At 53.8% G+C, this 20,542-nt stretch carries 23 protein-coding genes; 13 read left to right on the top strand and 10 right to left on the bottom strand.

Translation table 11 applies throughout. The features are described from left to right. Positions 1-16: 16 nt before the first annotated feature. The 4 genes from ACO2Q8_RS04380 to ACO2Q8_RS04365 all read right to left on the bottom strand — a co-directional run bounded on the left by ACO2Q8_RS04380 (position 17) and on the right by ACO2Q8_RS04365 (position 2,864). On the bottom strand, positions 17-871 hold the full coding sequence (locus ACO2Q8_RS04380) for a DUF3037 domain-containing protein (protein WP_423343564.1): 855 nt from the start codon (positions 869-871) through the stop codon (positions 17-19). A 63-nt stretch (positions 872-934) separates the two neighbouring features. Next, positions 935-1,867, bottom strand: a complete 933-nt coding sequence (locus ACO2Q8_RS04375) for an HNH endonuclease (RefSeq protein ID WP_423343563.1) — start codon at positions 1,865-1,867, stop codon at positions 935-937. Positions 1,868-1,956: 89 nt separating this feature from the next. Beyond that, positions 1,957-2,154 (bottom strand): hypothetical protein, encoded by a 198-nt coding sequence (locus tag ACO2Q8_RS04370; RefSeq protein WP_423343562.1) that lies wholly within the window; start codon positions 2,152-2,154, stop codon positions 1,957-1,959. 44 nt (positions 2,155-2,198) lie between these two features. Then, a complete protein-coding gene (locus ACO2Q8_RS04365; RefSeq protein WP_423343561.1) occupies positions 2,199-2,864 on the bottom strand; it encodes an SWIM zinc finger family protein in 666 nt (221 codons plus the stop codon). A 148-nt stretch (positions 2,865-3,012) separates the two neighbouring features. Between ACO2Q8_RS04365 and ACO2Q8_RS04360 the strand changes: the two genes are divergently transcribed. The 11 genes from ACO2Q8_RS04360 to ACO2Q8_RS04310 all read left to right on the top strand — a co-directional run bounded on the left by ACO2Q8_RS04360 (position 3,013) and on the right by ACO2Q8_RS04310 (position 13,108). Next, positions 3,013-4,734 carry a PQQ-dependent sugar dehydrogenase gene (locus ACO2Q8_RS04360; RefSeq protein ID WP_423343560.1) on the top strand — a complete coding sequence of 574 codons (1,722 nt, stop codon included), beginning with the start codon at positions 3,013-3,015 and terminating at the stop codon, positions 4,732-4,734. A gap of 147 nt (positions 4,735-4,881) precedes the next feature. Next, positions 4,882-5,142 (top strand): type II toxin-antitoxin system RelE family toxin, encoded by a 261-nt coding sequence (locus tag ACO2Q8_RS04355; protein WP_423343559.1) that lies wholly within the window; start codon positions 4,882-4,884, stop codon positions 5,140-5,142. Continuing rightward, on the top strand, positions 5,139-5,351 hold the full coding sequence (locus ACO2Q8_RS04350) for a prevent-host-death family protein (protein WP_423343558.1): 213 nt from the start codon (positions 5,139-5,141) through the stop codon (positions 5,349-5,351). Before ACO2Q8_RS04355 ends, ACO2Q8_RS04350 begins: the two co-directional genes overlap by 4 nt. A gap of 164 nt (positions 5,352-5,515) precedes the next feature. Next, a complete protein-coding gene (locus ACO2Q8_RS04345; protein ID WP_423343557.1) occupies positions 5,516-6,001 on the top strand; it encodes a VOC family protein in 486 nt (161 codons plus the stop codon). 63 nt (positions 6,002-6,064) lie between these two features. Next, positions 6,065-6,631 (top strand): dihydrofolate reductase family protein, encoded by a 567-nt coding sequence (locus ACO2Q8_RS04340; protein WP_423343556.1) that lies wholly within the window; start codon positions 6,065-6,067, stop codon positions 6,629-6,631. Between the two features lie 17 nt (positions 6,632-6,648). Next, positions 6,649-7,047, top strand: coding sequence for a polysaccharide deacetylase family protein (locus tag ACO2Q8_RS04335; protein WP_423343555.1), 399 nt, complete (start codon positions 6,649-6,651; stop codon positions 7,045-7,047). A 251-nt stretch (positions 7,048-7,298) separates the two neighbouring features. Beyond that, positions 7,299-7,643, top strand: a complete 345-nt coding sequence (locus ACO2Q8_RS04330; protein ID WP_423343554.1) for a hypothetical protein — start codon at positions 7,299-7,301, stop codon at positions 7,641-7,643. Positions 7,644-7,777: 134 nt separating this feature from the next. Beyond that, complete coding sequence (locus ACO2Q8_RS04325) at positions 7,778-9,946, top strand: glycoside hydrolase family 31 protein (protein WP_423343553.1); 2,169 nt, start codon at positions 7,778-7,780, stop codon at positions 9,944-9,946. A gap of 130 nt (positions 9,947-10,076) precedes the next feature. Then, complete coding sequence (locus ACO2Q8_RS04320) at positions 10,077-10,478, top strand: T9SS type A sorting domain-containing protein (RefSeq protein WP_423343552.1); 402 nt, start codon at positions 10,077-10,079, stop codon at positions 10,476-10,478. Between the two features lie 141 nt (positions 10,479-10,619). Continuing rightward, the gene (locus ACO2Q8_RS04315; protein WP_423343551.1) at positions 10,620-12,584 is read left to right on the top strand and encodes a response regulator; all 1,965 of its coding nucleotides are present in this window, start codon (positions 10,620-10,622) and stop codon (positions 12,582-12,584) included. 122 nt (positions 12,585-12,706) lie between these two features. Further along, entirely contained in the window at positions 12,707-13,108 is a 402-nt protein-coding gene (locus ACO2Q8_RS04310) for a T9SS type A sorting domain-containing protein (protein ID WP_423343550.1), read from the top strand. 99 nt (positions 13,109-13,207) lie between these two features. On the opposite strand, the gene moeB is transcribed toward ACO2Q8_RS04310, so the two are convergent. Beyond that, complete coding sequence (moeB, locus tag ACO2Q8_RS04305; RefSeq protein ID WP_423343549.1) at positions 13,208-14,353, bottom strand: molybdopterin-synthase adenylyltransferase MoeB; 1,146 nt, start codon at positions 14,351-14,353, stop codon at positions 13,208-13,210. Between the two features lie 175 nt (positions 14,354-14,528). Between moeB and ACO2Q8_RS04300 the strand changes: the two genes are divergently transcribed. Further along, the gene (locus tag ACO2Q8_RS04300; RefSeq protein WP_423343548.1) at positions 14,529-15,065 is read left to right on the top strand and encodes a DinB family protein; all 537 of its coding nucleotides are present in this window, start codon (positions 14,529-14,531) and stop codon (positions 15,063-15,065) included. A gap of 88 nt (positions 15,066-15,153) precedes the next feature. Here the strand turns inward: ACO2Q8_RS04300 and aspS are convergent, their stop codons facing one another. The 3 genes from aspS to ACO2Q8_RS04285 form a co-directional block, all read right to left on the bottom strand. After that, positions 15,154-16,926 (bottom strand): aspartate--tRNA ligase, encoded by a 1,773-nt coding sequence (gene aspS / locus ACO2Q8_RS04295; RefSeq protein WP_423343547.1) that lies wholly within the window; start codon positions 16,924-16,926, stop codon positions 15,154-15,156. Positions 16,927-17,090: 164 nt separating this feature from the next. Beyond that, complete coding sequence (locus ACO2Q8_RS04290; protein WP_423343546.1) at positions 17,091-18,134, bottom strand: glycosyltransferase family 4 protein; 1,044 nt, start codon at positions 18,132-18,134, stop codon at positions 17,091-17,093. 2 nt (positions 18,135-18,136) lie between these two features. Continuing rightward, a complete protein-coding gene (locus ACO2Q8_RS04285; protein ID WP_423343545.1) occupies positions 18,137-18,907 on the bottom strand; it encodes a polysaccharide deacetylase family protein in 771 nt (256 codons plus the stop codon). Positions 18,908-19,092: 185 nt separating this feature from the next. Between ACO2Q8_RS04285 and ACO2Q8_RS04280 the strand changes: the two genes are divergently transcribed. Then, a complete protein-coding gene (locus ACO2Q8_RS04280) occupies positions 19,093-19,485 on the top strand; it encodes a hypothetical protein (RefSeq protein ID WP_423343544.1) in 393 nt (130 codons plus the stop codon). A 39-nt stretch (positions 19,486-19,524) separates the two neighbouring features. Here the strand turns inward: ACO2Q8_RS04280 and ACO2Q8_RS04275 are convergent, their stop codons facing one another. Both ACO2Q8_RS04275 and ACO2Q8_RS04270 read right to left on the bottom strand, forming a co-directional pair. After that, positions 19,525-19,824 (bottom strand): winged helix-turn-helix domain-containing protein, encoded by a 300-nt coding sequence (locus ACO2Q8_RS04275; protein WP_423343543.1) that lies wholly within the window; start codon positions 19,822-19,824, stop codon positions 19,525-19,527. Further along, positions 19,824-20,474 carry a hypothetical protein gene (locus tag ACO2Q8_RS04270; protein WP_423343542.1) on the bottom strand — a complete coding sequence of 217 codons (651 nt, stop codon included), beginning with the start codon at positions 20,472-20,474 and terminating at the stop codon, positions 19,824-19,826. Before ACO2Q8_RS04270 ends, ACO2Q8_RS04275 begins: the two co-directional genes overlap by 1 nt. Positions 20,475-20,542 lie beyond the last annotated feature (68 nt).

The raw sequence follows: 20,542 nt of genomic DNA, 5'->3' as shown, positions 1-20,542 counted from the left end.
GTGGTTCTTGTTAAACTTATCGAAAAGCCTCGGCCGCCTTGGCAGTATAGCTATCCAACTCGTCTTCTTCCACGATTTTCACCTTTGGTACCCTTTCAATCTGTTGGAGGGCATCATCATAGGCGCTATACAGATTCTTGTCTTTCGGGCGGGCCACCAGCAGGTCGAAACGGGCGTTGTGTTGGTCGGCATACGGTTGCAGCAAGCTGAATTGACCAAAATTGAAGGTGGCCTTCTCGTGAATGGATTCTTCTAATTTCAGATCGAAGCTAACCGGTTTGACCAGGTTGTAGGTGCCGTTCTGCCAGGCGAAAGGGAATTTGTAGCTGAATTTAGTTCCTTCGGGTTTGATCGTAAGCGGATGTTCAAAGGCTTCGCGCAACGATACGCCGTTCAAACGTAGTCGAAGTCGTTTTTGAAATTCTTTTACCAAATAACCCTCATCATGGTGGATACGGTGTTCCTCCTGATCATAGAAGGACAGATACAATCGGTAAAATTGATCACTGATCGCTGCCAGATCGTCGGTGTAGAGGATGGCGGTTTTGACGTCACCGAACTGCAAGGCGCTGGAATCGCGGATCAGGATTTCGTTGTCGATCAGTTGACGGGGATGCTGTTCATAATCGGCAAAGATTTCCGGCTGTTTGGTTAGCTGGTTCGTTCGCGTGGCAATGCCTTTGAAATAGGACCGGATCGTTTTCTCCGCAAATTTGGGATAAAGCTTTCTAATGCGGCTTAACCGTTCCGGATAGCGGAAAACCGCTTGCCGCTGCTCCGGAAACAAGAGCAACACCCCGACGTTCAGTACTTCACCCAGCGATTGAGCGTACCGATATTGAAGGAGGGTATAGTAGAAGACGGCGTTCACGCGATCAGGGTGGTTAAAAAGTTACAAAACGCTCTAGGGCAGGTTCACTAGATTTCAGATTAATTATGGTCTAAATATTACATTGTTATGATATTCTAAGTACAGCTCGGAAGGCTTATTGATAGCTAAATCAGGGAGTATAAATAAATCCTTTCCATGATACTGATAGTATTCTTTACCATTTTCAAATTCTTCCCGAATTCGCTTACTTATTTCAATTTTAAATCTGGGAGTAATTGTTATATAGCCATTGTCAAATAGCTTGTGCATATCAGAGCGAAGCAGTATTCCATTAGATGTTTGGTTAGGTCCAGCTTCGGCAAAGGGCTTAATATGAGCCGCTTCTAAAACGGGTAATGTCTTCTCACCTGTAATGGCACACCGTTTATGATAGGCATCAATTACTGAAAGCCGGAAAGCGCCTTGCCCCATCCGTACTTTTTGCAAAACCGTATAGTCATACTGTGGCAATTCTTCCGCTACAGCAAACGAATCCTGATCCGGAGGAGCTGTGGTCAGATAGCTTGCTACTACTGCTTCAATCTGTTGCCATAAGGCTCGGCCAATACTATCCGTTGTGCTGTAAGTCTTGCCTTGCATAATGCTTTTACTCCAATTTTCGGGAACCGGTATCCAATCTTCTCGCTTAAAGAATATCGGATTGGTAAGTGCTATGCAACCGATAGCGGGATTGCGTTCTTGACTTTTACGGTATTGTTGGATTTTTGCTCGAAATTGCTCTAAACTATCACATCCATTGCGTGTGCCAAACGTATCCCAGGCTAGTGAAAGAGGAAGTTGGCTTTGGGCGGCAAAGAAGCCAATTCCACCAATAGCGTTGTGCGGACTTTTTAATTTAAATAAGAACGCGCCACCGGGCTTCAGAACTTTAAAGGAAGTTTGACCACCCGGCTGCCAAAAATTTACGTCTTCTGGCGCAAGCTTGCTCAGATAGTAATACCAATTCCAATCGGTTACACCCAAATAAAAATTCATACTTGCAAGATAAGTACCCTATGATAATCTGATACCCGCATTGATTCAAAATCATCTGTGAAGAAAGCACATTCGTGTCAACAAAATATTCACCGTTCATTAGCTTCCTCGCGGTTAAATCGGAATCCGAGCGTATTCAACCGAATCGCTTCAAACCTGGGCGTATCGGCAGCGTTTACCGTCTTGTCAGGCTCGTCCGTTTGCTGAATGCGGACAAATTCAAACTTGTTGAGCAGCGCCGATAAAAACACCCATTCCGAATCCTTTACTTCCCATACTGCCCGCATAACTCCGTCAATTTTGTTTCGTACTACAAATTAGGGTATTTTCTTCACTTCCCCGCCAACCGCCCGTTCCTCAACTCCTCCCGCAGCGCCTTCAACCGGCTGTAGGTACTATACAGATGCCCGGCGAAGATGGCCACCTGCGGCCGGAGCGACTGAAAACCGTTCAGCGCCGTCAGCCAACCGGCGATAGCCACGTACAGGGTCCGGCCGCGCTGGCCGCTGTCGAGGTACTGCGTGCTGCGCTCCATCACCCGGTCCATGCACTCGTTGGGGTAGGTGCGGGCCGCGAGTTTCAGGATCTCGTCCAGGCCCTGCACATACAGCCAGTCGGTGTTTTCAACCAGCTTCAGCAACTCGGTGGGGCGGTTTTCGACCTGGAGCACCTGGGCGTAAAACAGGTGGTTGTGGATGATCCCACCCTTGCTTTTCAGGCTGTCGACAAACCGGTTACGCTGGTCGTCGGTCCAGAACGTGCGCAATTGCTGGTAGTCGGATACGCTGCCCTCGGCCCGGCAGCGGTTTTCGAGGGCTTGTAAATACAGGTTCAGTTCCTCGCCGGGCGTCAGCGTCGGTTCGGAGCCGTGGACCGTCGCTTCAAATGTACTGCCCCGTTGTTTGAGTTTTTTGACGAGTCCTTGCCGGTAATACGATTCGCCCCGGGCAAAAACCGTGTCACCCGCCAGCACCCGCAGCGTGTTTTTCGTGAACATCGTGAATCGGTTGATTTTGGCAAGATATTGCCCTAATTTTCAGTCGGAAATAAAGCAACGCATGAAAGTAACGTCACTATTCCAAATCCCTGATCGAGCAACCTCTTTTTTTGCTAAAAAACGAATTCTTCCCGGGGCGTTCGCGCTAATGGCGCTGTTAGCGGTTTCTCCGTACACCTTCGCCCAGCAAGCTCCGAAACCCGCAAAACCGGCCGCGTCGGCCGCCACCGGTTCTTACTCGACCGACCCGGCGGTGTTGACCAAAGGCCAACAATTGTTCCAGCAGAACTGCACGGCCTGCCATAACTTCCTGCAAAAAGGCATCGGCCCGAATCTGGCCAGCGTGACGACCGAAGTGCCCCAGGAGTGGGTGAAGAAGTTTATCCGCAACGCGCCGGACGTGATCAACAGTGGCGATGCCCGGGCGCACGCGCTTTTCGAGGAATACAAGCAGATGATGCCGCCCTTTACGCACCTGAAAGATGGCGACATCGACGCGCTGGTGGCCTACATCCATTCCAAACGCAAAGTGTCGACCGTCGATGCCGGGAGCGAATTGCTGGGCGCTCCGCTGGCCGACCCCATTCCGACCAAAATCCCGCCCTCGGGCCTGCGGCTGGTGCTCGAAGAAGTAACGACGGCCCCGGCCAGCGCCGACAAAGTGCCCCTGGCTCGCATCAACAAAATGCAGGTGCTGCCCGGCCCGAAAAACCGAGTGTTTCTGGAAGACCTGCGCGGGACGCTGTACGAAATGGAAGGAAACGCCCTGCGGCCGTACATGTCGATGGCAAAAGAACGCCCGAATTTCATCCATACGCCCGGTTTGGCGACCGGTTTCGGCAGCTACGCCTTCCACCCGGATTTTTACCAGAACGGCTTGCTGTATACGACGCACACCGAAAAAGCCAACACCGCCCGGGCTGATTTTACCTATGCTGATTCGATCAAGGTCACGCTGCAATGGGTGCTGACCGAGTGGAAAGTGGCCGATCCGGGCGCGACGACGTTCGCGGGCACCGGTCGGGAACTGTTCCGAATCAACATGGTCACCCCGATTCACGGCGTGCAGGAAATTACTTTCAACCCGCTGGCCAAGCGCGGCAGCGCCGACTACGGGATGCTGTACATCGGCATCGGCGACGGTGGAGCAACCGAAAACGGTTTTTATTTTATCTGTAAAGACCGAAACCGCCCCTGGGGTAAAGTCCTGCGCATCGATCCGCAGGGTAAAAACAGCAAAAATGGGAAGTACGGCATTCCGGTCCACAACCCCTTTGTGAAAGACCCGAAGGCACTTCCGGAGATTTTTTGCCAGGGATTCCGGAACCCGAACCGCATTAGCTGGACGCCCGACGGCAAGATGCTGATTTCGGACATCGGGCAGGCGCAGTCGGAAGAGCTGAACCTGGGCGTGGCCGGGGCCGATTACGGCTGGCCGGAGCGCGAAGGGCTGTTTGTGATGAATTACCGGGGCCGCATGGACCGCGTGTATGCCCTGCCCGCCAACGACGCCAGCTTTAAATACACCTACCCGGTGGCGTTGTATGACCACGACGAGGGCAACGCCTTTTCGGCCGGTTTTGTCTACCCGGGGACGGCCATTCCGGCGCTGACCGGCAAGTATATCTTCGGCGACATTGTACTCGGCCGGGTGTTTTTTGTCGACAGCGATCAGTTGCAGTTGGGCAAACAGACGCCGATTCAGGAACTGGCCGTGGAGGTGGGCGGCAAACCCGCGACCTTCCAGCAGTTGAGCGGCAGCAAGAAAACCGACCTGCGGTTTGGCCTGGGCCTGAACAACGAGTTTTACATTTACACCAAAGCCGACGGCCGGATTTACCGGATCAAAGACTGTGTGACGGGGAAGTAACCGGTCCGGGCGGTTCTCAGGCAGGCTCTCCAGGGTGTTGGGGAGCCTGTTTTGTTTGAATGAGCCAAACAGGCAGCTTACTTTAAGATTGCATAGGGATTGTTTTCCAAAAAAGGTAGCTTTGAAAAGTAATCTGTCTTATCGTTCATGTACCAATTACTGTTTTCTGACAAAGCATTGAAGAGTCTTAAAACAATCCAGAAGAAAGACGCTCAGCGCATTTTGTCAAAAATTGACGAATTAGCCGCAAACCCAAACGAGACGCCAAACGTTAAGAAACTGGCTAATCACCCGGTTGCTGCGTATCGATTACGGGTCGGTGATTACCGGGTTCTGTTTGATAAAGAGGATGAAATTCGGATTATTGAAATAGTGGATATCGGGCATCGAAAAGATATTTATCAATGACACTGAAGGCGCAAATTATTGAAGAAAACGGCGAGCCAAAGTTCGCTGTCTTACCCTATGCCACCTATCAAACCCTAGCGGCCGAGTTAGAGGACTTCGATTCGCTGGAGGATTTTCTGGATTATGTGCACCTGATCAAAACAAAATCCGAGACCAAAAAATGGCATAGCCGTGATGAAGTGTGGAAAGAATTGGGATTAGAGGAGTGAAGTAAGATTCAGAGCGCAAGACCATGCACAACCAGGCATGAGCTGCTTGTGCAGGTGTAGAATTTGTTGTCGCAAACCGCCCTCAGAATGTCGTTTTCGCCCTCCGTTGGTGCCGAAAAACCGCTTTACCTTTGTCTGCGTACAAAACCAAACCGGTAAACAACATGCCAACGATCACGACTTTTCTGACCTTCAACAACCAGGCCGAAGAAGCGGCAACGCTGTACACGTCGGTCTTCAACAACTCAAAAATCACGAACATCAGTCGGTATGGCCAAGGCGGACCCGCGCCTGAGGGCAGTGTCATGTCGGTTTCCTTTGTTCTCGACGGCCAGCCCTTTTCGGCCTTAAACGGTGGCCCCCATTTCACGTTCTCCGAGGGAATTTCGCTGTTTGTGCATTGCGAGACGCAGGAAGAAGTCGATTTATACTGGGAGAAACTGACGGCCGACGGCGGAAAACCGGGACCGTGTGGCTGGCTCAAAGACCGCTTCGGCGTTTCCTGGCAGATTATTCCCGCTCAATTAGGGAGGTTGTTGCAGGACAAAGACCCCGAGAAGGCTGGTCGCGTGATGCAGGCCATGCTAAAAATGACCAGAATTGACATCGCGACACTGGAACAGGCCGTCGAAGAAGCCGTGTCGGCATAAGTGACTTAATCGATTCATCCGTTAACCGACAGGCGGTTCTAAACGTCTGGTCTTCCCAACTCCATGCGAAAAATCATCTTATCCCTGCAAATCTCCCTGGACGGCGTGGCATCCGAGCCCGAAAACTGGATGACCCTGAGTGACGAGATTCTGGAAGCAGCCATCGCGTATTACGACACCCTGGACGCCATCATCGTCGGCGGCAACACGTATTTCGGGCTCGGTGAATACTGGCAACAGGCCGAGAGCAACTCGACATCAGAAACCGAGCGACGGTTTGCCAAAAAGATCAACGACATCCGGAAAATCGTCATTTCCCGGTCGAAAGCAGACCTGACCTGGCGAAATTCCGAGCAGCTACTTTTCAGTGATGCCGAATCGCTGGTGCAGGCGATTGAAAAACTCAAACAGAGCGACGGAAAAGCGATTTCGGTCGAAAGTGGTCTGAAAAGCTGGCAATTGTTTCTGGAAAACAACCTTTTCGATGAAATCGTGCTGGGCATCCACCCCGTTGTGGCCGCCCAGGGCGAAAAGCTATTTGCAAATCCGGGCGATCAGCGCAAGCTGCACCTGAAAAGAAGCCATGTCTACCAGAACGGCGTCGTTGAACTGCATTATCAAAAAGCCTAACCGGTAAGCCGGCTTTAATGTCCCCTTTTACCCCGCATGCTTCGGCATTCGGGGCTTTCTTTCTCCACGCCCGTGTCGATACGCATCAAAAAGTAATGGCGCTGACATACGACGATGGGCCGACGGAAAAAACCGCCCGAATCCTGGCTATTCTCGACAGACTGAACATCAAGGCGACGTTTTTGTCACCGGAAAAGAACTGGAAAACCACCGCCCTGAAGGAACGAAGCTCGCGGCCGCCGGTCATCAGTTGGGTAACCATACCTACTCCGGCCCGGCCCGGTTCCATCATTCTGCTGCACGTGATGTACGACGACCGCGCTGAATCCGTCAAGGCCATCCGGGGAATTGTAACCGGTTTACGGCGGCAGGGCTATGCCTTCAAAACCGTCAATGAACTCCTGCGCTACCGGTAAATAGTTCCGAAAGCCAGTGGACTAATCGATGAAAACAGGCCTGACCATTGGCTACTCCAGCCGATTGAGAACTTTTTATTTACGATAAAATCGTACACTGAATCGCTACAAATGTACACTGAAGTAGTCTGATTTTATTATAATATTGCGATGTAATTGTACACGTCGGTGGTTTTTCGGTAGTATTCTGTAAGTAATTCCATGAGGTGTATGATTTTCTACCACGTATTGATGACTCAAAAAAATCTTGCATGACTTCCGCGCGCGAACATCTTCCGAATCGGGTGACCCGGGGATACCGGGCGGTTGCGTTGCGGTTCTGCGAGTCGTTGATCAAGGATCGGGCGGATGCCGAGGAAATCGTTGATGCGGTTTTTCGGGAATGGGCAGAATGCAAGCCCGTCCTTCAACCCGGCCAAACCTGGGAGTCGTATTTGTTCGTTCAACTGCGCGACCGGTGTTTCGATTACCTGAAAACCGCCAGTAAAACCCAGCTTCTTCGGGCAAGTGGTTCGGAGAAACTAAGTCGGTATTCCGAATCAGCATCCGCCCGGCAGCCTGTTGGCCTTCTATCGCTGTTTAACTTCTTTCTTTAGTCCTACCAAGTAAGTTGTCGAGGGGCTCAGAGGCTCCGGAGACCGACATGGCAAACCGGGGGCTGCTTCAAAAACTCTATTTGATGGAGTAGAAAAAACACCTCCGGTTTTTTCATGGAAAAGCCCTCGACTTCATGTTCCATACCCAGTCAATGATCAGCCAGATCCGTCCATTACTGGCTATTTTTTTCGCGCTGGCCAGTAGTTTGTCGCTACAAGCCCAAACCAACTGGACCGAAACCGCTCCCGGCGTCTGGAGACTCGCCGTCGGCCAGCCCGAAGCCTACGACCTGCTCACCGCAGCCGGGATTCAGCCCAACACAGCGGCTCTTCAAAAACTGAACAAAACCGGTTTCCCGCTGCCGAAAGAAGAGATTGCCGTCCGCGTCGTCGATGGTAAAACGTACCTGCGGTTTCCGCTCGAACGCGGGGAGCAACTGTACGGATTTGGCCTGAACTTCCAGACGGTTCACCAGCGCGGCAAGGTGCTGAACCTGCACATGGACCACTACGGCAACCGCGACAACGGCCGGACGCACGCGCCAACGCCGTTTTACGTCTCGTCCAATGGCTACGGCGTTTTCGTCAACTCGGCCCGGTACATCACGGTTTATGCCGGATCGGCCGTGCGGCAGGATAGCAAAAATCCGCCCAAAGCGCAGGACCGCAATACCGACAAAACCTGGTCGGCAAGCCCCTATTCGGATGCCGTCGAACTGCTGGTTCCGGCCGGGGGCGTCGAGGTTTACGTGTTCGAAGGGCCGAAACCGATGGACGTGGTTCGGCGGTTCAATCTGTTCAACGGTGGGGGCTGTCTGCCGCCCCGCTGGGGACTCGGTTTTACGCAGCGCGTCCATCGGCTCTACACTGCCGACAGCGTCCGGAACGAAGCCGCCGAATTTGAAGCGAGGCAATATCCGCTAGACTTCATTGGGCTCGAACCCGGCTGGCAGAGCAAATCGTATCCCTGCACCTTTGAGTGGGATAAAACCCGGTTTCCGGACCCGGCCGGTTTTGTGAAGGATATGCTTTCCAAAAACATCCGCATCAACCTGTGGACGAATCCCTACGTCTCGCCCGATGCGTCGATTTATCCCCAAATCAAACCGTTTACCGGTTCGCACACGGTTTGGGTGGGCGCGGTGCCGGACCTGACGATGCCGCAGGCGCAACAAATTTACTGGCAGCAATTTGATAAAGACCACGTTGGTCTTGGCGTCAGCGGCTACAAAATCGACGAGGTCGATGGGTACGACTCCTGGCTGTGGCCGGATGTCGCCACGTTTCCGTCGGGCGTCAGCGCCGAGCAGATGCGACAAACGTACGGGCTGCTGGTGCAGAAGCAAAGCACGGATTTGTTTCATCGGCGCAACACGCGGACCTACGGGTTGGTGCGGGCGTCGAACGCGGGTGGCTCGTCGTTCCCGTACGTGATTTACAACGACAATTACAGCCACCAGGATTTCATTACGGGCTTGATCAACAGCGGTTTTGCGGGCGTGCTGTGGACGCCGGAAGTGCGGGCATCGAAAACCGGGGAGGAGTGGCTGCGCCGGTTTCAGACGGTTTGTTTTTCGCCGATGGCGATGATCAACGCCTGGGCCGATGGCACCAAGCCCTGGTCGTTTCCCGACGTGGCCGAACAGGTCAAAGCCGTGGCGCAACTGCGGATGCAGATGATGCCGTACTGGTACACCGCGTTTGCCAACTACCATTTTGAAGGCACTCCGCCGTTCCGGGCGCTAAACCTGGAAGACGGTTTTGTGGAAAAAGTGGAAAAACAGCAAACCGTAACGAATTTGGGCGAAAACCCGTACCAGGAAGCCATCACGAAGGAAATCAAGGATCAGTACATGGCGGGGGACTACCTGCTCGTGGCACCATTGTTTACGGGGCAAACGTCGCGGAACGTGATTCTGCCGAAGGGGAGATGGTACGACTTTTACACGGGCCGGTTGGTGGGCGATGGTGAGGTGATAACCGTCACGCCGGGGCTTGACAAGATTCCGGTTTTTGTGAAAGACGGCGGGATTATTCCGATGATGCCCCCGCTGCTCCACGCGCCCAAACCGGGGCAGAAAGTGGACCTGGAAATCCGGCATTACGGCGAAAAACCGGCCCAATACCGGCTCTACGACGACGATGGCGAAACCTACGACTACGAGAAAGGTCAGTTTAGCTGGCGGCTCATCGAGGTAGAACGGCAAAAAAACGGGACGCTGAAAGGCCGGATGTCGGTGGCTGATAAGGGAAAACCGGATACCGTCGGGAAGGTGACGTGGCGGTTTATGACTCAAAATTGACGGAAAAACCGGCATTTCTCAAAAGTGTCAGCGATTGACCCATTTGTGACAGGGATTTCGGGTGTTTCGCGGGACCTTTGTTTCATCCAAACAGGACAACAACAAAGAACTCTTTTAAACACAAAACGCCATGAAAACGCTCGTAAATACCTTGTTCGTCGCTTTTGCATTGACTTTCGCCAGCTTCACGGTTTCACAGGCCGACATCAACTCACCGGCGGGTCGTCCCAAAAAAGTAGCCGCTTTTCAAACCGGCATGTATACCACGACCGAAGGAAAACTGCATGTTGCTTTGCAAAAAGAAGCCGGTGGATCGGTGGTGGTTCGGCTGACCAACCAGAAAGGGGATGCGCTGTTTGTTCAGGAGTACGGAAAACGCGAGCAAGCGGCCCGTCTCCGCCTGGATGTGAGCGACTTGCCCGATGGGGTCTACCAGTTATCGATTACCAATGGCGTCGAGACGACTACCAAAACCGTTACCTTGGCCAGTGAAAAATCCAACGCCCCGGCCCGGTTTATTACGCTGAAGTAACCGCTGACCAACGGACCGGTTTTTGAATACAACTGGAAAGGCCGACTCGCTCCGGGTCGGCCTTTTCGTGTCGGTTTGCCGGGGTCACGTAGGCGGATGCCCATCCTTTTTGTACCTTACGGTTTTTACGCCGTTGATGGAATGAAGACTAAAATACTGCTGGTAGACGACGAAGCCGATCTGGAAGACCTATTCCGACAACGCTTTCGCCGGGCCATTCAACAAGGAACCTACGAGTTTGTGTTTGCCCGCGACGGTCGGCAGGCGTTGGAGGTGCTGGAAGAACAACCCGACATCGACCTGGTGCTGACCGACAGCAACATGCCCGGCATGGACGGACTAACGCTGCTCGACCGGCTTTCGCAGGCCGAAGCCAGCGTTCCCACGGTGATGCTGACGGCCTACAGCGACATGACCACCATCCGGACCGCCATGAACCGGGGCGCTTTCGACTTTCTGACCAAACCGATTGACTTCGAGGATCTGGAAGCGACCATTGAGAAAAGTCGACGGTATGTGCAGCAGTTGCGCGAAAACCAGGAAACGAAGGCCATCGACGCAATGAAAACCCGGTTTTTTACCAACATCACGCACGAACTTCGGATTCCGCTGTCGCTGATCATGGGACCGGTAGACAAGTTGCTGGAAACTGATGAGGTGCCCGAGCCGCTCCAGCAGCCGCTGATGACCGTTCGCCGGAACGCCCGGCAGATTCTGCAATTGCTCAACCAGTTGATGGCAATCAACCAGCTTGAAACCCGGCAGGTCGAACTGGTCGAACAGGTGGGCGATCTAGCCGGTTTTGTGGGGCAAGTCGTGGACCTGTTCCGGCCGTCGACCGACCTGAAAAACCTTTCGCTGGTGTATGAAACCGATTTGACCGCCGAGAATTACCGGTTCGATGCGGGGAAATGGGAAACGATTCTTTTTCATTTGCTGACGAACGCCATCCGGTTTACACCATCGGGAGCGATCACGGTGTCGTTGCATCAGACGCCGACCGGGGTGCGGCTGGCCGTTCGGGATACCGGGATTGGCATCAGCGCCCACAAACTGCCGCACGTCTTCGACCGATTTTATCAGGGTGATAATCAGCGCATTCGAGCTAACGATACAACCGGAATCAGCCTGGCGCTGGTGCGTGAACTGACGCTTCGGCTGGGCGGAACCATCCGGGTCGAGAGCCGGATTGGTGACGACGGCGGAGAATCGGGCACCGTTTTTACGCTCGAACTGCCCCTCCAGTTTGCCAAAGGGGAGGAGATGGTGGCATCGGCTCCGACGCCGTCGGTGGAGGTGGACTTGCCGCTCCCGGCCGCCGACTCGTCGGGGAAAGCGTCGGCGAATGGTACTGAACAACCTCCGCTGATCGTGGTGGTGGAAGACAACCCCGAACTGCGGGAGTTTATGGTCGCTGAACTGGCGACGACTTACCGGGTTCGGTCGGCGGTCGATGGCTACGAAGGCTGGGTGCTGGCGAAGGAGGAGCTTCCTGCCATTATCGTGACGGATCTGATGATGCCGCGACTGGATGGCCACGGGCTGATTGAACGCCTGAAGAGTGATCCGGCCACCGATCACATTGCCATCATGTTATTGTCGGCCAGTGCGGGCGAGGATCACCGGCTGCGGGCACTGGCGCTGGGGGCCAACGACTACCTGACCAAACCGTTTCACCTGGGCGAACTGCGGCTGCGGCTGCGGAACCTGCTGCGGCACCAGCAACGGTTGCAGGAACATTACCGCCAGCAACTGGCCCAACCCGACAGCACCACACCCCTGCTGAGTGTCGGCGATCAGTTTCTGCGGAAGATCTACACGCTGATTGACCAACACCTGGATGATCCGACGCTGAGCGTGGAATGGCTAGCCGACGAATTGGCGATGAGTCGAAAGGCGCTGTACCTGAAAGTGCATAACCTGACCAATCTGTCGCCCGTCGAGTTGATTCGGCAATACCGGCTCCGCAAGGCCATCGATCTGCTGCGGTTGGGCCACAGTGCCGCCGAAACGGCCTATCTGGTCGGTTTTGAAAGCCCGTCGTACTTTACCAAAGTGTTTCGGGAGTTTTATAAGCAAACGCCCAGTGCGTATCGGAAGGGATAAAACCGGTTTTCCCAAAACTACCAGCGATTGACTCATTTGTGACAGGGATTTCGGGCGTTTCGTGAGACCTTTGTTTCATCCAAACAGGACAACAACAAAGAACTCTTTAAACACAAAATGCCATGAAAACGCTCGTAAATACCTTGTTCGTCGCTTTCGTTCTGACTTTCGCCAGCTTCACGGTTTCAAACGCCGACATCCACAAACCGGCGGGTCGCCCCAAAAAAGTAGCTGCTTTTCAAACCGGCATGTATCCCACCACCAGCGGGAAGTTGCAAATAATGGTCGAGAAGCAGGCCGGTGGCCCTGTCGAGGTTCGGCTGACCAACCCGGCGGGCGACGTGCTGTTTGTTCAAAAAGTGGGCAAACGCCAGCAGTCGGTGCGGTTGAGCCTGGATGTTCGTAACCTGCCCGACGGGGTTTATCAGGTGGCAATCACGAACGGTGATGAAACCAAAACGCAAAACGTGAGCTTGTCGACGCAACAGCCCAGCGCCCCGATTCGCTCGGTTGTTCTGAAGTAACCGGCCGGTTTTCGCCAAAAAAGGCTGCCTCGTGTGGGGCAGCCTTTTTGCTTAGAGGATGGTATCACGCACAACCTCGAAAAACCGTATGACCAGGACTTAATACACGGCCATCTCCGGCTGAACATCCCGCGCCCAGCTATTGATACCGCCCTGCAGGTTCATGATGTTCGTAAAACCGAATTCTTTCTGGAGGTAATCCACCACGTACTGGCTGCGGATACCGTGGTGGCAGTAGACGACCACCGGTCGGTCGGTCGGAATGCGTTTGACATTATTGGCGATGATGTTGACCGGAATCAGCACCGCGTTTTCGAGGTGGCAGATGTTGTATTCGGGCCGTTCGCGGACGTCGAGCAGGAAAATGTCTTCCTCCTGCGCCAGCCGATCAGCCAGTTCCAGCGCCGTAATGCTTTTGGGGACTTCAGTTTTGGCCGAAACGCGCTGGCCTTCTTCCCAGCCGTTCTGCGCGGCCGCTTCGGCATCGAGCCGCCGACGCACCCGAATTTTCTGGAACGACATCGCCAGCAGATCCACCATCAGCAATTCTTCGTTCAGCACGTGACCGATGCCGGTAATCAGTTTGATCACTTCCGTGGCCTGGTACGTCCCGATAACGCCCGGCAAAACGCCGATAACGCCGGTTTCGGCGCAGTTCGGAATTTCCATCTGGTTCGGAAACTCCGGGAACAGGCAGCGGTAGGTCGGTCCGCGCCGGATTTCTTCGGGTTGCAACTCTGAAGCCGCCAGCCGGGCGTTCAAAACCGCTACCTGGCCTTCAAACCGGTGAATGGCCCCGTAGACAAACGGTTTTTCCTGCATCACACACACATCGTTGACCAGATACCGAACCGTAAAGTTGTCGGTGCAGTCGACCACCAGATCGTATTCGTCAATCAGCGTGCGGGCATTCGACCGATCGAGGGCGTAGGCATAGGCGTTGAAGCTGATTTCAGGATTAATTTTTTTGAGTGAATTTACGGCCACCGTCGCCTTGGGCTTCCCAACTTGTTCGGTGGTGTATAATACCTGTCGTTGCAGGTTGCTGATGGCAACCGTATCCGGGTCGATCACGCCGATGGTTCCGACGCCCGCTGCCGTCAGGTAGAGCAAAACCGGGCATCCCAACCCGCCCGCACCCACCACCAGTACGCGGGCTTGCTTCAGTTTCAGTTGACCTTCCACGCCGATTTCGGGCAGGTTCAGGTGTTTTTCGTAACGGTTATATTCGGCAGGTCGCAGCATAACTAGGATTTGTTGTTGAGATACGGCACTACATTTTAAACGAAAAAGCGATTCAATTTACATTTCCATTTTGAATTTTATTTTGTGACACGACTTTGAGTAGAAATCCGGTTTTTGGGCTTGGAAAGCTGCCGGGGAGGTTTAACTTTGGTTCTCAAACCATTAGCTTTTCGTCATGAAACAGAAATCCGGATTTACGGTTTTAACCCTGCTGCTGTGGGTTGCCTTCAGCAACTTTTCGACCCGCCCGGCCACCGTGAGCCAAATGACCACGGAATGGCAACGCGCGAAAGAGTACACCAAAGAATACCTTGATGCGATGCCCGAAGAAGGGGTCAGCTTCAAGCCGACGCCCGACATCCGGAGCTTTGCCGAACAGATGCTGCACCTGGCCAACGCCAACTACAATTTTGCGTCGGCAGCCACCGGCAAGGCCAACCCCATGCAGGGTAAAAAGATGGAAACGATGGAGGAGTTCAAGACCAAAGCCGGTCTGAGCAAAGCCGTTCTGGACAGCTACGATTTTGTGCTGGAGGGCATCAAGGGAATGAGCGATGCGCAGCTGGGCGAAGAAGTGTCGATGGGGCCGCGCAAGCTCTCCCGCGAAATGGTGTTTGCCAAAGCCTTCGAGCACCAAACCCACCACCGGGGCCAGACCACGATTTACATTCGGATGAAGGGCATTAAACCGCCAAATGAGAAGTTGTTTTAAGAAGTTAAGAATTAAGAGTTAAGAATTATGAGTTGGCTGACGCATACTAATCCTGCGGAGCCAACTCATAATTCTTAACTCATAATTCTTAACTCTTTTTCACCGTTGCGATTTGTAGCTCATCGAGTTGCGCCTGGGCAATGGTGGAGGGGGAGTCAATCATGACGTCGCGGCCCGAGTTGTTTTTCGGGAAGGCGATGAAGTCGCGGATGGAGTCGGCCCCGCCGAAAATCGAGCAAAGCCGGTCGAAACCGAATGCAATCCCGCCGTGGGGCGGTGCGCCAAATTCGAAAGCTTCCAGCAAAAAACCGAACTGCGCCCGGGCTTCTTCGGGCGTAAAACCCAGTAAATCAAACATCTTCGATTGTAATTCGCGCTGGAAAATCCGGATGGAACCCCCGCCGACTTCGGTGCCGTTGATCACCATGTCGTAGGCATTGGCCCGCACCGTACCGGGGTCGGTTTCCAGCAGCGGAATGTCTTCCGGTTTGGGCGAGGTAAACGGGTGGTGCATGGCAAACCAGCGGTTTTCTTCTTCGCCCCATTCGAGCAGCGGGAAGTCGAGCACCCACAAGGCGCTGAACTGGTTCGGATCGCGCAGACCCAGGCGTGCGCCCATTTCGAGCCGCAACTCGCTCAGTTGCTTCCGGGCTTTATTGGTATCGCCCGCCATGATCAAAAGCAGGTCGCCGGGTTCGGCCTGGAACTGAATGACCCAGTGTTTCAGATCGTCTTCCGAATAGAACTTATCGACCGACGACTTAAGCGTACCGTCGGAATTGTACCGAACGTAAATCAGCCCTTTCGCGCCAATCTGTGGGCGTTTCACCCACTCGGTCAGTTCGTCAAGCTGTTTGCGGGTGTAGTCGGCACAACCTTTGGCGTTGATGCCGACAACCAGTTCGGCCGAATCAAACACCACAAAGTTTTTGCCCGAGGTCAGATCAACAGTATCGAACGCGCCCTTCAGTTCAACAAACGGCATGCCAAAACGGGTATCCGGTTTGTCGGAACCGTAGAGCCGCATGGCTTCGGCGTAGGTCATCCGGGGCACGGCGGCCAGGTCGATGCCTTTGACGGTTTTGAACAAATGCCGCACCAGCCCTTCGAACATTTGCAGAATGTCTTCCTGCTCGATAAACGACATTTCACAGTCGATCTGCGTAAACTCCGGCTGGCGGTCAGCGCGCAGGTCTTCGTCGCGGAAACACTTGACAATCTGGTAGTAGCGGTCAAAACCGGATACCATCAGCAATTGCTTGAACGTCTGGGGCGACTGCGGCAGGGCGTAAAACTCGCCGGGGTTCATGCGGCTCGGCACCACAAAATCGCGGGCCCCTTCCGGGGTCGATTTAATCAAAACCGGCGTTTCGACTTCGATAAACTGCTGACCGTCCATGTAAATCCGCGTCTGCTGGGCCATTTTGTGCCGCAGTTCGAGGTTTTTCCGGACCGGATTCCGGCGCAGGTCCAGGTAGCGGTATTTCATCCGCAGGTCGTCACCACCGTCGGTTTCGTCTTCGATCAAAAACGGGGGCAGCTTGGCCGGATTCAGAATGGTCAGCTTTTCGAGCCGAATTTCAATGTCGCCGGTGGGCAGGTTGGGGTTTTTGGATTTGCGCTCGACAACGGTTCCGGTAGCCTGCACCACAAACTCGCGGCCCAGCGAACGGGCTGTCGCCACAACGGCGGGGTCGGTTTGGCCTTCTTCGAGCAGCAACTGGGTCAGGCCGTAGCGGTCGCGCAGGTCGATCCAGACCAGACCACCCTTGTCGCGGATACGCTGCACCCATCCGCAGAGGATAACTTGTGTATTAACGTGTTCGATGCGGATTTCTCCGCAGCTATGAGTCCGAAGCATACGCCTGTTAGGTTCAATAAGGCGCAAAGGTAGCCAAAGTAAATCCGGCTTTCAAGCCGAAGCCGAATTCGGTGCAGGAGGAGGGCAATTTTTGGAGAGGTGGGGGCGTTTGGGAGCAATCAAATTAATAATGAATATCGAATGTTGAATAGCGAATAACGAAGTTATGGGGTTGCCAGGCTTTGGTACAACTCCCAATACTGCCGGGCGGCCTGCTCCCAGCTAAAGCGGGTGGCTTGCTGGCGGAGTCGGGTGGCCCGGAACGGATTGGCCCTGAAATCGTTAAGCCCATCGAACACGGTTTCGGCCATCGCTTCCGGTTCGAACGATTCGAAATAATAGGCATCTTTTCCGCCAATTTCGGGCAGGCTCGTCAGCCTTGACAGAAAAACCGGTTTGCCGCAACTCATCGCTTCGACCACCGGCAAGCCAAATCCCTCAGACAGCGACGGAAACAGAAAGGCATCGCAGTGCTGATACAGGCCGGTTTTGGTCGCTTCGTCGACGGCCCCGGGCAGGATCAGCCGGTCGCCGATGCCCAGGTTTTGCGCCTGTTGGCGGAGGTGACCGGCATACGGGTGAGCATCCGGCCCGGCCAGCACGAGTTGCCATTCGGGGAAGGCTTCGAGCAACGGCAACAGCGTGTGCAGGTTTTTTTTGGGATGAATTACCCCCACGAACAGGAAATACGGATTGGGAAGATTCGGCGATTGCGCGATGGCCTGATCGAGCGAATTGCCGTTGTAAATAACCGTTAGCGGTTTTTCAGAAATCGTCAGCCGGTCGCGGACGACGGAAGCCGTGTATTCCGAAATGGTCACCAGGGCCGAGGAACGATCAACTTTCCGCTGGAGAGCGGCCAATTTTCCGGCTTTTTTGGCATCATTGTAGTCCGACCGTTCCAGAAAGTTCAGGTCGTGAATGGTTAAAACCGTCCGGGTGCGGGTTGACGCGGGCCAGAAACGGGAATCTTGGTGGGTGCAATGCCAGACATCGTAGGCTCCCGGATTGAACCAGTTGCGCCACCAGGTCGCGGTTTGGTACGACACCTCGGGGCCAAAAATGCCCCGGTGTTTTTCCGGAACCAGAAAGGTGAGTTCGGCCGATGCCGGGCGTTGCTGCACCAGTTCGCGGCCAAGCCGGAAGCAAAACTGCCCCAAACCACTGTTCAGGTCCCGAAGCCGTTCGGTATCGATGAAAATCTTCATTTTTAAAACAGTTTACCCCAGCGCACCTTTCGGACAAAGCGGGCCAGTGAGTCGGTGCCACGAATGTCCAGCCGCTGGAGTTCGTACCGGTTTTGGATCGGGAAGCGGTTCAGGCGGTTTCCGATCCGAAACGCTACCCGAATTCCGGCTTCGGTCATGGCCTGTTGCATGGCCTGTTTGATGGCCGGATCGTTGGGCCGACCGCCGTACGGATAGGCAAACGCCCGGACGTAAGGAAGATTCAGGGCGTCGAACGCGTTCAGGTTCTGCTGAAGGTCGGTCCGGATTTCGTCGGCCGACCGGTTTTTGTAATTCAGGTGCTGGTGGGAGTGGAGGGCCAGTTCGAACGTGGGCAGCAGTTGGCGCAGTTGCTCCGGATTCATCAAAGGCTCGGTGCAGCCGTCCCATTGGTTACACTGGCCGACGAACGCCGTCGGCACAAACACCACGGCCTGCCTGCCGAAGCGCTGCAAAACCGGGAGGGCATAAGTCAGGTTGTTAACGTATCCGTCATCAAATGTCAGCAAAACCGAGCGTGGGGGCAGGGGGCGGTTTTGGTCGATGGCCGTCATGACATCCCGGAGCGTGACGATTTGGTAGCGATGTGTTTGTAGCCACGCCAGTTGTTGCTCCAGTTGTCTGACCGAAACCGTTAGCGAATCCTGCCGTTCGGGGTCGATTTTGTGGAACATTAACACAGCCAGTGCCTTGGAAGTGCGGAAGAAATACCACACTGCTCCGCCGACTAGTACCAGGACACTCAGTCCGATCATAAATATTTTACGGCTAATTCGGACCAAAAATGCGTACAAAAACCGTTATATAGCAAATTACTGCCCAATTGACAGTTTATTTTCGGTGTATCAGTCTTTGCCAGCCATTCTGTCGCTAAAAATGGCCTGTTTACGTTAGGTACGTAATTTGTTTAACAGTAACTATACAACCAACAAGTACGACTATGAAACCGATAGAAAATACGCTGCAAGGCATGGGTGGACAATTCGATTTGTTGAACACCTTATACGGCGGTTCGAGCATGACGCGAATGGAAACCGAACAGGAATTCGATCGCCTGATTATCAAATTATCCGCTCCGGGCGTCGAGCCGGAAGCATTCAACGTGTTGATCGACGGCAAGAAGCTGGTTTTATATACATTGCTGCAACAAAAAAACGCTCTGGAAGGGCAGTCCCTGGCCGTACCGATGTTTTTGCGGGTGCTCGACATTCCGGAATTTGTGGATGCCGAGCACATCGAAGCCGTTCAGGACCATGGGCAGGTATTGATCAATCTGCCGTTCAAGGATGGGCAGCACTTTCAGCGCCGGGTAGAAATTAAGAATTTGTTCTAATCCAAAAAACCTGCAAGACGATCGTTCTTACAGGTTTTTTTAGGCCGAATTGCGAATGAAATCTTCGAGGGCGTTCAAATGGTCGGTGAAAGCCTGACGCCCTTCCGGGGTAGCGGTGTAGGTCGTGTTGGGTTTTCGGCCGACGAACTGCTTTTTCACCAGGACATAGCCCTGCTCCTCCAGCGCCCGCAGGTGCGTCGCCAGATTCCCGTCGGTCAGGTCCAGCAGTTCTTTCAATGAATTGAAACTCAGGGTTTCGTTCACAATCAGAACGGACATGATGCCGAGCCGGGCTTTACTCTCAAACGCTTTATTAAATCCGATCAGGAATTCTCGCATCAGCGCTTTTGTTCGTCTCGTTCGTATTTGAGATACATGACGGTGCCGTACACAATGTGCAGCACCCCAAAGCCGACCGCCCAGGTCAGCAGCGAATACCCGGTCCAGAACAGGGCCAGCAAGCCCAGCATAATTTCCGATAAACCGAGGTATTCGACATCACGGACGGTGTATTTACTGCCGCTACAAAGCGCCAGGCCATAAAAAATCAGGGTGGTCGGAAAGGTCAGCCAGATCAGGTTAAACCGGATCAGGGCCAGACAGAAGATGCCGCCCGTCACCAGCGGAACCGCCAACGACCACAGCAAGCGTTTCGAGATGGTATTCCAGACGCTCAGGCCCTGTCGTCGGGCCTGCCGAATGGTGAAAAAAATGCCGAGAAGCAGGGCGGCTATCAGAACAAGAAATCCGTCGAGCAAAATAAAATCGACCATTTCCCGGCGTTCCGGACCATTCAGTTCGCTGACGCGCTCGTAGTTGAGGCTCAGGTTATTTTTCTGAAGCCGAATGTACGCGGCCGCAGCCCCCGCCAGTGCCACGAGTCCCGCCGATACGCCCGACAACCCACTCAACGAAAGAAACTTCGACGAGCGTTCCATCAGGCTCCGGATTTCGGTCAGAGTTTGTAAATGTTCGCGCGATTCGGACATGGAATGAAGGGTTAACGATCGTTTTAAGGGTTTAAACGGTTAAAGAGGGTTGGATGGTTGAAGGCTTG

Source organism: Larkinella sp. VNQ87 (assembly GCF_049445795.1).
In the GTDB taxonomy this organism is placed as follows: Bacteria; Bacteroidota; Bacteroidia; order Cytophagales; family Spirosomataceae; genus Larkinella.
The sequence above is the reverse complement of the archived record's forward strand: the minus strand, read 5'-3'. Positions and strand labels throughout refer to the sequence as shown.